The organism is Leifsonia sp. Soil_N53 (assembly GCF_057655165.1).
The window spans coordinates 55,488-69,100 of sequence record NZ_JBDGMM010000045.1 but is presented as its reverse complement, the minus strand read 5'-3'; the positions used below and the strand labels follow the sequence as shown (position 1 = coordinate 69,100).

The following is a 13,613-nucleotide window of genomic DNA, read 5'->3' as shown; positions in this document are numbered from 1 at the left end:
GCTCCGGCTGCTCCGGCCGCCGCGGCCGGCGCCGCCGCGGGCTTCGCCGCCGGCGCGACCGACGCGAATGACCCCAACGCGACCAACAACCTCCTCCAGCTCGCCCGCCGCCTGCACGAGGAGCACGTGCGCGAGGGCGTGGAGAAGCGCGACGCGCTCATCGCGGAGGGCCACGCCACCGCCGCCCGCATCGTCGCCGAGGCCGAGTCGAAGCAGCGCGCCCAGATCAGCGCCCTCGACCAGGAGCGTGCGGGCCTCGAGCGCCGCATCGACGAGCTCCGCGGGTTCGAGCGCGACTACCGCCAGGGGCTGAAGGGCTACATCGAGGGCCAGCTGCGCGACCTCGACAGCCAGCCGACCTCCTTCGGCGGCAACGCCCCGACTCCGGTCCCCGCCGGCTCCTCCGACGGCACCAGCCAGGACCAGGGCGCCCAGCCGCCGGTCTTCCCGGGCTTTGGAGGCTAACTCCCCGAGGACCAAGGTCAGCATCAGGGCCTTGGCGATCCTGGCCGTGGTCGCGCTCTGCGTGTACCTCGTGGACCAGATCGCCAAGGTCCTGGTCGTTTCGAACCTCTATGAGGGCCAGCAGGTCCAGGTCCTCGGACAGCTCCTCCAGTTCCACTTCGTCAAGAACCCGGGCGCGGCGTTCTCCATCGGCAGCGGGTCCACCTGGATCTTCTCGATCGTCGGGGTCGGCGTGCTCGGCTTCGTCATCTGGTACGCGCCGCGCATCCGCTCGACGGCGTGGGCCGTGCTCTTCGGCCTCCTGCTCGGCGGCCTGCTCGGCAACCTGAGCGACCGGCTCTTCCGCGAGCCGGGCTTCGGCGTCGGCCACGTGGTCGACTTCCTGCAGATCCCGCTGCTGCCGGCCATCTTCAACCTCGCCGACGTCGCCATCGTCTCGAGCATGGTGCTGTTCCTCATCCTCACGCTGCGCGGCGTCGGCCTCGACGGCCGGCGGCCCGCCGAGGAGGTCGAGGAGACCGTGGCGGACGACGACACGGACGTCGCCGTCGAGCCGGCCGCGGACGCCGAGCCGGGCGCCGAGGCGCACGAGCCCCGGAACCCGCAGCTCTGATGGAGTCCCGCAGCCTCCCCGTCCCCGACGGACTCGAAGGCTCGCGCGTCGACGCGGGCCTGGCCAAGCTCCTCGGCTTCTCGCGCAGCTTCGCCGCCGAGATCGCCGAGGCCGGCGGGGTGACGATCGACGGCCGCGAGGCCGACAAGTCCGACCGGCTCAGCGCGGGCTCCTGGCTCGAGGTGTTCTGGCAGCCGCGCGAGGAGGCCCGGATCGTGCCGATCGCCGTCCCCGAGCTGACGATCGTGCACGACGACGACGACATCGTGGTCATCGACAAGCCGGTGGGCGTGGCCGCGCACCCCTCGGTCGGCTGGGAGGGTCCGACCGTGCTCGGTGCGCTGGCCGCCGCGGGCTTCCGCATCTCCACCTCCGGCGCCGCCGAGCGCGCCGGCATCGTCCACCGCCTCGACGCCGGCACCAGCGGCCTGATGGTCGTGGCGAAGTCCGAGCACGCCTACACCGTGCTGAAGCGCGCCTTCCACGACCGCACGGTCGAGAAGATCTACCACGCGGTCGTGCAGGGCCACCCCGACCCGCTGACCGGCACGATCGACGCGCCGATCGGCCGGCATCCGAAGAGCGACTGGAAGTTCGCGGTCGTCGCCGGCGGCAAGGCGTCCGTGACCCACTACGAGACCATCGAGGCGTTCCCCGCGGCGAGTCTGCTGGAGATCCACCTGGAGACCGGGCGCACCCACCAGATCCGCGTGCACATGGCCGCCCAGCGGCATCCGTGCGTGGGTGATGCGATGTACGGCGCTGATCCCTCGCTGTCCGCGCGGCTCGGCCTCACCCGGCAGTGGCTGCACGCCGTCCAGCTCGCGTTCGAGCATCCGGCGACGGGGGAGTGGGTGACCTTCACCACCGGCTACCCGGAGGATCTGCAACACGCTCTCGACGTGCTCCGGGAGTCGTAGGTCCGACGTAGTCTTAAGCCCTCACCTCGACCCGGAGCAATAGTGCCGACCGACTCCTTCGTCCACCTCCACGTCCACAGCGAGTACTCGATGCTCGACGGGGCCGCACGCGTCAAGCCGCTCATCGAGGCGGCCGTCGAACAGGGCATGCCGGCCGTGGCGATCACCGACCACGGCAACATGTTCGGCGCCTTCGACTTCTGGCGCACCGCCACCGACGCGGGCATCAAGCCGATCATCGGCACCGAGGCCTATTTGACCCCGCGCACCCACCGCACCGACAAGACGCGCGTGCGCTGGGGCGACGGCGGCGGCGACGACGTGTCGGGCTCCGGCGCCTACACGCACATGACGATGCTCGCGGCGACCACCGAGGGCATGCACAACCTGTTCCGGCTGTCGTCGTACGCGTCGACGGAGGGCTACTACTTCAAGCCGCGCATGGACCGCGAGCTGCTCAGCCGCTACTCGAAGGGCATCATCGCCACCACGGGCTGCCCGTCGGGCGAGGTGCAGACCCGGCTGCGGCTCGGCCAGTACGAGGAGGCCAAGAAGGCGGCCGCCGAGTTCCGCGACATCTTCGGCGCGGAGAACTTCTTCGCCGAGATCATGGACCACGGCCTCGGCATCGAGCGCCGGATCATGGCCGACCTCATCCGCCTCGCCAAGGAGCTCGGCCTCCCGCTCGTCGCGACGAACGACCTGCACTACACGCACGCGGCCGACGCCAAGAGCCACGCGGCGCTGCTGTGCGTGCAGTCCGGCTCGACGCTCGACGACCCCAACCGGTTCAAGTTCGACGCCGACGAGTTCTACCTCAAGACGCCGGAGGAGATGCGGCAGCTCTTCCGCGACCACCCGGACGCGTGCGACAACACGCTGGCGATCGCCGAGCGCGTCGACGTGAAGTTCGACACCGCGGCCAACTACATGCCGCGCTTCCCCGTCCCCGACGGCGAGACCGAGCAGAGCTGGTTCGTCAAGGAGGTCGAGAAGGGCCTCCACGAGCGCTACCCGGGCGGCATCACCGAGGACGTCCGCAAGCAGGCGGACTACGAGATCGGCGTCATCTCGCAGATGGGCTTCCCCGGCTACTTCCTCGTCGTCGCCGACTTCATCAACTGGTCGAAGGACAACGGCATCCGCGTCGGCCCCGGCCGTGGCTCCGGCGCCGGCTCGATGGCGGCGTACGCGATGCGGATCACCGACCTCGACCCGCTGCGGCACGGCCTGATCTTCGAGCGGTTCCTCAACCCCGACCGCGTCTCGATGCCCGACTTCGACGTCGACTTCGACGACCGCCGCCGCGGCGAGGTGATCAAGTACGTCACCGAGAAGTACGGCTCGGAGCGCGTCGCGCAGATCGTCACCTACGGCACCATCAAGGCCAAGCAGGCGCTGAAGGACTCCGGCCGCGTGCTCGGCTTCCCGTTCTCGATGGGCGAGAAGCTGACCAAGGCGATGCCGCCGCCCGTCATGGGCAAGGACATCCCGCTCACGGGCATCTTCGACAAGGAGCACCCGCGCTACAAGGAGGCCGTGGACATCCGTGCGGTCGTCGAGACCGACCCGGAGGCCAAGACGGTCTTCGACACCGCTCTCGGGCTCGAGAACCTCAAGCGGCAGTGGGGTGTGCACGCGGCGGGCGTCATCATGTCGTCCGACCCGCTGATCGACGTCATCCCGATCATGAAGCGCGAGCAGGACGGCCAGATCGTCACGCAGTTCGACTATCCGGCCTGCGAGTCGCTCGGCCTCATCAAGATGGACTTCCTGGGGCTGCGCAACCTCACGATCATCAACGACGCGCTCGACAACATCCGCGACAACCGCGGCGAGAACCTGGTGCTGGAGGACCTCGAGCTCGACGACCGCGGCGCCTACGAGCTGCTGTCCCGCGGCGACACCCTCGGCGTGTTCCAGCTCGACGGCGGCCCGATGCGCTCGCTGCTGCGCCTCATGAAGCCGGACAACTTCGAGGACATCTCGGCGCTCATCGCGCTGTACCGGCCGGGCCCGATGGGTGCGAACTCGCACACCAACTACGCGCTGCGCAAGAACGGCCTGCAGGACATCACGCCGATCCACCCGGAGCTGGCGGAGCCGCTGGCGGAGATCCTGTCGACCAGCTACGGCCTGATCATCTATCAGGAGCAGGTCATGGCGATCGCGCAGAAGGTCGCCGGGTTCTCACTCGGCCAGGCCGACATCCTGCGCCGCGCGATGGGCAAGAAGAAGAAGTCCGAGCTGGACAAGCAGTTCGAGGGCTTCTCCCAGGGCATGGTCGACCGCGGCTTCTCGATGGCTGCCGTCGGCAAGCTGTGGGAGATCCTGCTGCCGTTCTCCGACTACGCGTTCAACAAAGCGCACTCGGCGGCGTACGGCGTCATCTCGTACTGGACGGCCTACCTCAAGGCGCACTACCCGGCCGAGTACATGGCCGCGCTGCTGACCAGCGTCGGCGACTCCAAGGACAAGATGGCCCTCTACCTCAACGAGTGCCGTCGCATGGGCATCAAGGTGCTGCCGCCGGACGTCAACGAGTCCAACCTCTACTTCGCCGCGGTCGGCACCGACATCCGCTTCGGCATGGGCGCGGTCCGCAACGTCGGCGCGAACGTCGTCGAGGGCGTGCGGGAGGCCCGCGAGAGCAAGGGCCGGTTCGAGTCGTTCCACGACTTCCTGAACAAGGTCCCGGTGCACGCGGCGAACAAGCGCACCGTCGAGTCGCTGATCAAGGCCGGGGCGTTCGACTCGCTCGGCCACACCCGGCGCGCACTGGTCGAGGTGCACGAGGACGCGGTGGAGTCCGCGGTCAAGATCAAGCGCAGCGAGGCCAACGGCGACGTCGGCTTCGACTTCGACAGCCTGTGGGGCGAGGACGAGCAGAGCCAGACGCAGCACCACATCCCCGACCGCCCGGAGTGGGTGAAGCGCGACAAGCTGGCGTTCGAGCGCGAGATGCTGGGGCTCTACGTCTCCGACCATCCGCTGGCCGGCCTGGAGCTGCAGCTCGCCAAGCTCGCGAGCACGTCGATCGCCGAGCTGCTCGCCTCCGACAGCGTCCAGGACGGCGACACCGTCGTCATCGCCGGGCTCGTGACGAGCGTCCAGCACCGCGTGGCGAAGGCGTCCGGCAACCAGTACGGCATGATCCAGGTCGAGGACTTCGGCGGCGAGATGACCGTCATGTTCATGGGCAAGGCCTACCAGGAGTTCTCACCGATGATGCAGGGCGACTCGATCGTGGTCGTGCGCGGCCGGGTGAGCATGCGCGACGACGGGATGAACCTGCACGCGTTCAGCCTGATGGTGCCCGACCTCGGCCAGGCCGACGACATCGGGACGCTGATGATCACGATGGCCGACCAGCGCGCGACGACGGACACGGTGTCCTCCCTCGCGGAGGTGCTGTCCCGGCATCCCGGTGACAGCGAGGTGCGCCTCCGGCTCGTGAAGGGTCAGGTCGCCCGCGTGTTCGAGGTCCCGCGCCCGGTGAAGGTGTCGCCGGACCTGTACGGCGAGCTCAAGGGCCTGCTCGGCCCCAACTGTCTGGTCTGAGCGGCGCCGCCTGGTCTGAGCGGAGTCAGTCGAGTTCGCTCGGGCGGTGGTAGCGCCGCTCGTGGTACAGCAGCGGCTCGTCGGGCTCGCCGAGCCCGCCGTCTTCGATCTGCACGACCACGACGGCGCTGTTGTGCACGGGGAAGCGGTCGACGATGCGTCCGACCATCCACGCGGTGACGTCGTTGATGACCGGGAGGCCGTAGGGCCCGCGGCGCCAGTGGTCGCCGAGGAACCGGCGCGTGTTGTCGTCCGAGAGGATCTCCGCGACGCCCTTGTTCCGCACGCCGAGCATGTGGACGACGACGCGCTCGGTGTCCGCGATGACCGGCCAGCTCGACGCCGAGAGCGCCATGTTGAAGGTCGCCAGCGGCGGGACCGCGGAGAGCGATGCGAGCGACGTGGCGGTGAAGCCGACGGGGGTGCCGTCCGCCCCCTGCGCGGTGACGATCGCCACACCGGCGGCGTGCCGGCGGAACGCCTGCCGGAAGGCGGAGAGGTCGGGGGTCGCGTCAGTCATACGCAGTTATCAAGCACCGTTCGGGCTGGGGAATTCCGCGGAGCGGATGGGGCTGAGCGGATAGGCTTGACCGGTCATGATGAAGACCATCGATCTCCGCGGAGTCCAGCCTACCCGGGCCGCCTTCGAACGCCTCGTCCCCCGTCCCGTCGTCGACATCCAGGCGGCGCTGCGCGTCGCCACGGAGCTGATCGACGACGTCCGGGCCAGGGGAGCGGCCGCGCTCGCCGAGCAGGCGGCGACGTTCGACGGCGGTGCGCCCGCCTCGGTGCGGGTGCCCGCGGCGGACATCGCCGCAGCCGTCGCCGCGTTGCCCGCGGAGGTGCGCGCGGCCCTGGACGAAGCGATCGTCCGCGTCCGCGAGGCCACCGCCGCGCAGGTCCCGCCGCCCGCCGAGACCCGGATCGGGCCGGGCGCGACCATCGTGCAGCGCTGGCAGCCGGTGGAGCGCGCCGGGCTCTATGTCCCCGGCGGCAAGGCCGTCTACCCGTCGAGCGTCGTCATGAACGCCGTGCCTGCGCAGGTCGCGGGCGTCGCGTCCGTCGCCCTCGCCAGCCCGCCGCAGCGCGCCTTCGGCGGTGCGGTGCACCCGGTCATCCTCGGCGCGGCCGGCCTGCTCGGCATCGACGAGGTCTACGCGATGGGCGGCGCCGGAGCCATCGGCGCGCTGGCCTGGGGAGTCGAGGACATCGGCCTCGACCCCGTGCAGGTCATCACCGGCCCCGGCAACATCTACGTCGCGGCCGCCAAGCGCGTCGTGCGCGGACAGGCCGGCATCGACTCGGAGGCCGGCACCACCGAGATCCTCGTGATCGCCGACGACACCGCCGACGCCCGCTTCGTCGCCGCCGATCTGATCAGCCAGGCCGAGCACGACGAGGCCGCGGCCTCGCTGCTGGTCACCGACAGCCCCGCGTTCGCCGAGCGGGTCGCGGCCGAGCTGGAGGGCCTCGCCGGCGCCACGAAGCACGCCGAGCGGGTGCGGACGGCGCTGGGCGGCCAGCAGTCGGCGATCGTGCTGGTCGACGACATCGCTGCGGCCGCGGCCTTCAGCAACGCGTACGGTCCCGAGCACCTCGAGCTGCAGACGGCCGACCCGGACGCGCTCCTCGCGCTCATCCAGAACGCCGGAGCGATCTTCGTCGGCCCGAGCGCCCCGGTCAGCCTCGGCGACTACCTCGCCGGCTCCAACCACGTGCTCCCGACCGGCGGCCAGGCGCGGTTCTCGCCCGGCCTCGGCGCGTACTCGTTCCTCCGGCCGCAGCAGGTGATCCGCTACGACCGGGATGCGCTGCGGACGGTCGCCGACCGCATCGTGGCGCTGTCGACGGCGGAGGACCTGCCGGCCCACGGCGAGGCGGTCACCATCCGCTTCGCGCGGTGGAGCTAGGGGCAGCGCGGAGCGATGCCGCGACCCCAGCGCCGAGGGAGCCTGCGACCGAGGTACGGAGCCGGACGGGCGACCCCTCCGGGCGTCCTCCCGTGATTCCCCGCTAGGATTCCCTTCATGTTCTGCCCCTTCTGCCGCCACCCGGACTCCCGCGTCATCGACTCCCGCACGAGCGACGACGGGCTCTCGATCCGGCGCCGCCGGCAGTGCCCGGAGTGCGGTCGCCGCTTCTCCACGACTGAGACCGCGAGCCTCAGCGTGATCAAGCGCAGCGGCGTCGTCGAGCCGTTCAGCCGCGAGAAGATCGTGCTCGGCGTGCGCAAGGCCTGCCAGGGCCGGCCGGTGACCGACTCCGACCTCGCGGTGCTCGCCCAGAAAGTGGAGGAGACCATCCGCTCCACCGGCGCCTCCCAGATCGAGGCCAACGACATCGGGCTCGCCATCCTCCCGGAGCTCCGCGAGCTCGACGAGGTCGCCTACCTGCGCTTCGCGAGCGTCTACCAGGCGTTCGACTCGCTGGAGGACTTCGAGGAAGCCATCCAGCAGTTGCGGGTCGAGCATCACGGGGAGCCCGCGGAGGTCTAGGCGCGAGGCCGGGGCGGGTATTCTCATAGCGGCATGTATCGCACACTCTTCTCCCTCTTCCTGTCGAAGCTCGACCCGGAGCGCGCGCACCACCTCGCCTTCCTGGTGATCCGGGCCCTTCCCGCGCTCGGCCTCGGCGGTCTCGTCCGCCGGTTCACCGCGCCCGACCCGTCGCTGGCCGTGTCGGCGCTCGGGCTGCGGTTCGCGTCGCCGTTCGGCGTCGCCGCCGGCTTCGACAAGGACGGCGAGGCCGTCGTCGGGCTCGGCGACCTGGGCTTCGGCCACGTGGAGGTGGGCACGATCACGGCCCTCCCGCAGCCGGGCAACGACCGTCCGCGCCTGTTCCGGCTCATCCCGGACCGCGCGGTGATCAACCGGATGGGCTTCAACAACCACGGCGCGGGGGAGGCCGCCAACCGGCTGCTGCGCGTGCGCCGCGCCCGGCAGCGCCCGGTGCTCGGCGTGAACATCGGCAAGAGCCGCGTCGTCGCCGTCGAGGATGCCACGCAGGACTACCTGACCAGCGCACGGGCGCTCGCCCCGGTCGCCGACTACCTGGTCGTCAACGTGAGCTCGCCGAACACCCCGGGGCTGCGCGGCCTCCAGGAGCTCGAGCTGCTGTCCCCGCTGCTGTCCGCCGTCAAGGAGGTCGCGGGGGAGACCCCGCTGCTGGTGAAGATCGCGCCCGACCTGACCGACGACCAGGTCGAGAAGATCGCGGGCCTCGCGGTCGAGCTCGGGCTCGCCGGCATCATCGCGACCAACACGACGATCGCCCGCGAGGGCCTCCGCACCGATCCCGCGGTGGTGGACGCCGCCGGAGCGGGAGGGCTCTCGGGCGCTCCGCTCGCGGCTCGCTCGCTGGAGGTGCTGCGCCTGATCCGCGCGCACGTCCCCGCCGAGCTGTGCGTGATCTCGGTCGGCGGCGTCGAGACCGCCGCGGACGTGCAGCAGCGGCTGGACGCCGGGGCCACGCTCGTGCAGGGCTACACCGCGTTCCTCTACCGCGGCCCGCTGTGGGCGCGCCAGATCAACCGCGGACTGCTACGCCTCCGGCGTGCCCTGGTGGAAGCGTAGGCGCCAGCGCCCGCCGACGCGCAGCCAGAGCGAGCTGCGCAGGCTCGCACCGCGGTCGTCGACCGTACGCGCGGTGAGCAGGATGGCGTCCGCCCCGATCCGCGCGGTGCCCAGCACGGCGAGCTCGGCGGCGGGGGCGTCATCCTCGGCCAGGGCCTCCAGGATCGCGTCGCGGCCCCAGAGCAGGCCCGAGCGGCCGATCTCCTCGAAGTCGGGGTGCAGCAGCGCCGCCACCCGGGCGGAGTCCGATCGGACGGCCGGCTCGACCAGCTCGCGCTCCAGGCGCGTCACCACGTCCTCGTCGGTCTCGGTCGCGGTCAGCAGGTCGTCGAAGAGGTCGAGCTCGACCGTCTCGGCGGCGGGCGCGGCGGGTGCTGCCTTCTCGGCCACGGCCAGCGCGGGCGCCGGCTCGTGCACCGCCGCACCGGGCCAGCCCGGGCCGATCGGGATCGCGTCGCCATCCCGGTAGGCGGTGGCCGCTGCCCGGGCGCGCTGGTCGGCCGCCTCGTTCAGGTCGTGCCCCGCGTGGCCCTTGACCCACTCGAACGTGTACGTCCGGCCCTGCAGCGCGCGGTCGAGCCGCTCCAGCAGCTCGCGGTTGAGCACCGGGGCGCCGTCGGACTTGCGCCAGCCCTTGCGCTTCCAGCCCGGCATCCACTTGGTCACCGAGTTGATCACGTACTGGCTGTCGCAGAGGATGCGCAGGTCGTCGTCGACGTGCGCCGTGGACTCCAGGAGGTCGATGACCGCCATGAGCTCGCCCATGTTGTTCGTGCCGTGCGGCCAGCCACCCGCCGACCAGTGGTCGTCGTCGACGTACCAGGACCAGCCGGCAGGACCGGGATTACCGAGGGCGGAGCCGTCCGCCGCTGCGACGATCGTCACGTCAGGCGGGGTACTGGCCGCGCTTGACCTGCGGCTTCGGGAGGCGCATGACGCGCAGCTGGAACGCGCGCATGGCGGCGTACCACTTGAGCCCGCGCTCCACCTTGGTCTTGCCGAACTTGTCGCCGACCCTCCTGGTCACCAGGAGGCCGAGGACGATGCCGTCGATGACGGCGATGAGGAAGAACGCCCACAGCGCCACGAGGCCCCAGACCTGCATGAACGCGTACGGGAGGAAGCTGAGCACGATCACCACCAGCATGACCGGGATGAGGAACTCGCCGATGCTGAACCGGGCGTCGACGTAGTCGCGCACGTAGCGGCGCTGCGGCCCGCGGTCGCGCGCGGTGAGGTAGCGCTCGTCGCCGGCCGCCATGCCGACGCGCGCCTTCTCGCGCGCGTCCGCCTGGTGCGCTCGTGCCGCCTTCGCCGCCTCCTTGCGGTCGGTCGGCACCAGCGGCCGCTTGCGGGCGGCCTCCTGCTCACGGCGCGTGGGCGTCGGGGCGCCCTTGCCCTGCAGCCGGGCCGAGGTCTGTTCGGGGGTCTCGGGGTCGGGGGCTTGCGCCTCGTCCGCCGGGTTCTGTCGTTTCGCCAACGCTTTGAGCCTTCGTCTTGTGGGGTCCGTTTAAGATTACCCGCATGACAGACACCCAGCAGACTCCTTCCGGCCGATCCGCAGCCGGGGACCGGCCGGAGGTGGAGGAGCGCATCCGCACCTCCGTCGAGACCGGCCTCCCGTCGACCATCGCCGAGCTCTCGCGCCTCGTGCGCATCCCCTCGGTCTCGTGGGCCTCCTACGATCCGGCGAACGTCCGCAAGAGCGCGGAGGCGGTGGCGGAGCTGTTGCGCGAGACCGGCGCGTTCGAGAGCGTCGAGATCAAGCAGGCGCCGATCGCCGGGCCGTCGACCGGCGCGGGGGAGAGCCTCGGGCAGCCGGCCGTGCTCGCGACTCGCGCGGCGAAGAACGGCCGCCCGACCGTCCTCCTCTACGCCCACCACGACGTCCAGCCGCAGGGCGACGCCGAGCACTGGGACACGCCGCCGTTCGAGCCGACGGTGCGCGGCGACCGGCTGTACGGCCGCGGTGCGGCGGACGACAAGGCCGGCGTGCTGGCGCACGTCGCCAGCGTGCGCGCGCTCGTGGAGGCGCTCGGACCGGACTTCGACCTGGGCCTGGCCGTGTTCATCGAGGGCGAGGAGGAGTTCGGCTCGCGCTCGTTCGCGAACTTCCTGGAGCAGAACAAGGCGGCGCTCGCCGCCGACGTCATCGTCGTCGCCGACTCGGACAACGTCGACGTGGACACGCCGGCGCTCACCGTCTCGCTGCGCGGCAACGTGACCTTCAAGCTCACGGTGTCGACGCTGGAGCACGCCTCGCACTCGGGCATGTACGGCGGCGCGGCGCCCGACGCCATGCTCGCGCTCGTCGCCCTGCTGGCGACGCTGCACGACGAGAACGGCTCCGTCGCGGTCGAGGGGATGCGCTCGCACGACGACGCGGCCGAGCCGCCCGCGCTCGCGGAGGAGCAGTTCCGCGAGGAGGCCGCCCTGCTGTCCGGCGTGACCGCGATCGGCACCGGCCCGATCCTGTCGCGGATGTGGTCGCAGCCGACGGTCACGATCACCGGCATCGACGCGCCGAGCGTCGTGGACGCCTCCAACACCCTCCTGCCGAGCGTCGCCGTGCGGCTGAGCGCCCGCGTCGCGCCGGGGCAGCCCGCCACCGAGGCGTACGACGCCCTGGAGCGGCACCTGCGTGCGCACGCGCCGTTCGGGGCGCACGTGGAGATCAGCGACGTCGACACCGGAGACGCCTTCCTCGTCGACACCGCCGGCTGGGCGGCGACGGAGGCCAAGCGCGCCATGGCGGACGCGTGGGGGAAGGACGCCGTGGAGACCGGCGTCGGCGGGTCGATCCCGTTCATCGCCGACCTGGTGCGCGAGTTCCCCGAGGCGCAGATCCTGGTCACCGGCGTGGAGGACCCGGACACCCGCGCGCACAGCCCGAACGAGTCGCTCCACCTGGGGGTGTTCAAGCGGGCGATTCTCGCCGAGGCGCTGCTGCTGGCCCGGCTGGACGCCCGCCAGGGCTGAGCCGATCCGCCTGGACTAGGCGATCTTGCGGGATCAGGACGTACAATCAACCCAGATTTCGCAATCGAAACCGCAAAACACGTGTGAGGAGTCCCATGACCGACACAGCGCTGACCGCGACCAAGGCCCACGGCGTCGGCCTGACCGACACCGCCGCGGGCAAGGTCAAGAGCCTGCTCGAGCAGGAGGGCCGCGACGACCTGCGTCTGCGCGTCGCCGTCCAGCCCGGCGGCTGCTCGGGGCTGATCTACCAGCTGTACTTCGACGAGCGCATGCTCGACGGGGACGCGACCGTCGACTACGACGGGGTGGAGGTCATCGTCGACAAGATGAGCGTGCCCTACCTGGACGGTGCGACCATCGACTTCGAGGACACCATCCAGAAGCAGGGCTTCACCATCGACAACCCCAATGCGACGGGGTCGTGCGCCTGCGGAGACTCGTTCCACTGAGCGTTCCATAACACAAAAAACAGCTCTGGGCCGCCCCTCGTGGGCGGCCCTTTGTGTTCGAAACCGGGTGTCCGTCGGAGTAGGGTAGAGAACGCCACATACAGTTGCATGTGAACTGTCCCCGAGTCTCTCGAAAGGTCACCGGTGCGTCACAATCGCCGTCTCCGATGGGCTGCCATCCCGATCGCAGCGACACTCGCTATCGTCCTCGCGGGCTGCACGCAGGCCCAGCTCCACGGCTTCCTGCCGGGCTTCGTCGAGGGCGAGCAGCCCGTCACCAACCACACCGACCGCATCAGCGGCCTCTGGGTGACCAGCTGGATCGTCCTGCTCATCGTCGGCATCGTCGTCTGGGGGCTCATCCTGTGGGCAGTGGTCGTGTACCGCCGCCGCAAGGGGCAGACCGGCCTCCCGGTGCAGTTGCGCTACAACATGCCGATCGAGATCTTCTACACGATCGTGCCGCTCATCCTGGTCCTCGGCTTCTTCGCCTTCACGGCGCGCGACCAGAACGCCATCGAGCAGCCCTACGCGCACCCCGACCTCAAGATCCAGGTCTACGCGAAGCAGTGGGCGTGGGACTTCAACTACGTGACCGACAACGTCTACGACCCGGGCATCCAGGCGCAGCCGGACGACGCGAACGCGACGCCCGGCTCGGTCCAGGAGGGCGAGATCCCCACGCTCTACCTGCCCGAGAACAAGAAGATCACGATCCAGCTCGACTCGCGCGACGTGATCCACTCCTTCTGGGTCCCGGCCTTCCTCTACAAGAAGGACGTCATCCCGGGCAAGACCAACTACATGTACTTCTCGACCACCGGCCGCACGGGCACCTTCGTCGGCAAGTGCGCTGAGCTGTGCGGCGAATACCACTCGGCGATGCTCTTCAACGTGAAGATCGTGTCGCAGAGCGAGTACGACGCCCACATCCAGTCGCTGCGCGACAAGGGCTTCGAGGGCCAGCTGGGGTCGGAGTACAACCGCAACAACAACCTGCCCGGCACGGGCGCGCCCACGGGCAACGAGTGATTTCGGCAACGAGTAGGAC

12 protein-coding genes and 1 pseudogene are annotated in these 13,613 nt (G+C 70.4%); 10 read left to right on the top strand and 3 right to left on the bottom strand.

What is annotated here, in order from left to right:
* From AC3A3H_RS05665 to dnaE, 4 genes and pseudogenes are all read left to right on the top strand, one after another.
* Positions 1-465 (top strand): annotated as a pseudogene (locus AC3A3H_RS05665) (DivIVA domain-containing protein); the annotation flags it as partial.
* Positions 466-496: 31 nt separating this feature from the next.
* Entirely contained in the window at positions 497-1,078 is a 582-nt protein-coding gene (gene lspA / locus AC3A3H_RS05660) for a signal peptidase II (protein WP_487613571.1), read from the top strand.
* The gene (locus tag AC3A3H_RS05655; protein WP_487613570.1) at positions 1,078-1,998 is read left to right on the top strand and encodes an RluA family pseudouridine synthase; all 921 of its coding nucleotides are present in this window, start codon (positions 1,078-1,080) and stop codon (positions 1,996-1,998) included. Before lspA ends, AC3A3H_RS05655 begins: the two co-directional genes overlap by 1 nt.
* Positions 1,999-2,088: 90 nt before the next feature.
* A complete protein-coding gene (dnaE, locus tag AC3A3H_RS05650; RefSeq protein ID WP_487613574.1) occupies positions 2,089-5,559 on the top strand; it encodes a DNA polymerase III subunit alpha in 3,471 nt (1,156 codons plus the stop codon).
* 25 nt (positions 5,560-5,584) lie between these two features.
* On the opposite strand, the gene AC3A3H_RS05645 is transcribed toward dnaE, so the two are convergent.
* On the bottom strand, positions 5,585-6,079 hold the full coding sequence (locus AC3A3H_RS05645; protein ID WP_487613569.1) for a flavin reductase family protein: 495 nt from the start codon (positions 6,077-6,079) through the stop codon (positions 5,585-5,587).
* A 76-nt stretch (positions 6,080-6,155) separates the two neighbouring features.
* Between AC3A3H_RS05645 and hisD the strand changes: the two genes are divergently transcribed.
* The 3 genes from hisD (at position 6,156) to AC3A3H_RS05630 (ending at position 9,131) form a co-directional block, all read left to right on the top strand.
* Positions 6,156-7,469, top strand: a complete 1,314-nt coding sequence (gene hisD / locus AC3A3H_RS05640; protein ID WP_487613568.1) for a histidinol dehydrogenase — start codon at positions 6,156-6,158, stop codon at positions 7,467-7,469.
* A 117-nt stretch (positions 7,470-7,586) separates the two neighbouring features.
* Entirely contained in the window at positions 7,587-8,054 is a 468-nt protein-coding gene (gene nrdR, locus AC3A3H_RS05635) for a transcriptional regulator NrdR (RefSeq protein WP_487613567.1), read from the top strand.
* A 33-nt stretch (positions 8,055-8,087) separates the two neighbouring features.
* A complete protein-coding gene (locus AC3A3H_RS05630) occupies positions 8,088-9,131 on the top strand; it encodes a quinone-dependent dihydroorotate dehydrogenase (protein WP_487613566.1) in 1,044 nt (347 codons plus the stop codon).
* Here AC3A3H_RS05630 and AC3A3H_RS05625 read toward each other — a convergent pair.
* The gene (locus AC3A3H_RS05625) at positions 9,099-10,016 is read right to left on the bottom strand and encodes an RNase H family protein (protein ID WP_487613565.1); all 918 of its coding nucleotides are present in this window, start codon (positions 10,014-10,016) and stop codon (positions 9,099-9,101) included. The two genes, AC3A3H_RS05630 and AC3A3H_RS05625, sit on opposite strands and share 33 nt — an antisense overlap.
* Position 10,017: 1 nt before the next feature.
* Entirely contained in the window at positions 10,018-10,611 is a 594-nt protein-coding gene (locus tag AC3A3H_RS05620) for a DUF3043 domain-containing protein (protein ID WP_487613564.1), read from the bottom strand.
* Positions 10,612-10,655: 44 nt separating this feature from the next.
* Between AC3A3H_RS05620 and AC3A3H_RS05615 the strand changes: the two genes are divergently transcribed.
* The 3 genes from AC3A3H_RS05615 (at position 10,656) to ctaC (ending at position 13,594) form a co-directional block, all read left to right on the top strand.
* Positions 10,656-12,110, top strand: a complete 1,455-nt coding sequence (locus AC3A3H_RS05615) for a M20/M25/M40 family metallo-hydrolase (protein ID WP_487613563.1) — start codon at positions 10,656-10,658, stop codon at positions 12,108-12,110.
* Positions 12,111-12,205: 95 nt separating this feature from the next.
* Complete coding sequence (gene erpA / locus AC3A3H_RS05610) at positions 12,206-12,562, top strand: iron-sulfur cluster insertion protein ErpA (RefSeq protein ID WP_487613562.1); 357 nt, start codon at positions 12,206-12,208, stop codon at positions 12,560-12,562.
* Between the two features lie 144 nt (positions 12,563-12,706).
* Positions 12,707-13,594, top strand: a complete 888-nt coding sequence (gene ctaC, locus AC3A3H_RS05605) for an aa3-type cytochrome oxidase subunit II (RefSeq protein WP_487613561.1) — start codon at positions 12,707-12,709, stop codon at positions 13,592-13,594.
* The last annotated feature ends 19 nt before the right edge of the window (positions 13,595-13,613 follow it).

Coding starts and splice junctions, on each gene's coding strand:
- nrdR (WP_487613567.1), top strand. CDS start 7,587: ATGTTCTGCCCCTTCTGCCGCCACCCGGACTCCCGCGTCATCGACTCC.
- erpA (WP_487613562.1), top strand. CDS start 12,206: ATGACCGACACAGCGCTGACCGCGACCAAGGCCCACGGCGTCGGCCTG.
- AC3A3H_RS05630 (WP_487613566.1), top strand. CDS start 8,088: ATGTATCGCACACTCTTCTCCCTCTTCCTGTCGAAGCTCGACCCGGAG.
- AC3A3H_RS05645 (WP_487613569.1), bottom strand. CDS start 6,079: ATGACTGACGCGACCCCCGACCTCTCCGCCTTCCGGCAGGCGTTCCGC.
- AC3A3H_RS05655 (WP_487613570.1), top strand. CDS start 1,078: ATGGAGTCCCGCAGCCTCCCCGTCCCCGACGGACTCGAAGGCTCGCGC.
- AC3A3H_RS05615 (WP_487613563.1), top strand. CDS start 10,656: ATGACAGACACCCAGCAGACTCCTTCCGGCCGATCCGCAGCCGGGGAC.
- hisD (WP_487613568.1), top strand. CDS start 6,156: ATGATGAAGACCATCGATCTCCGCGGAGTCCAGCCTACCCGGGCCGCC.
- dnaE (WP_487613574.1), top strand. CDS start 2,089: ATGCTCGACGGGGCCGCACGCGTCAAGCCGCTCATCGAGGCGGCCGTC.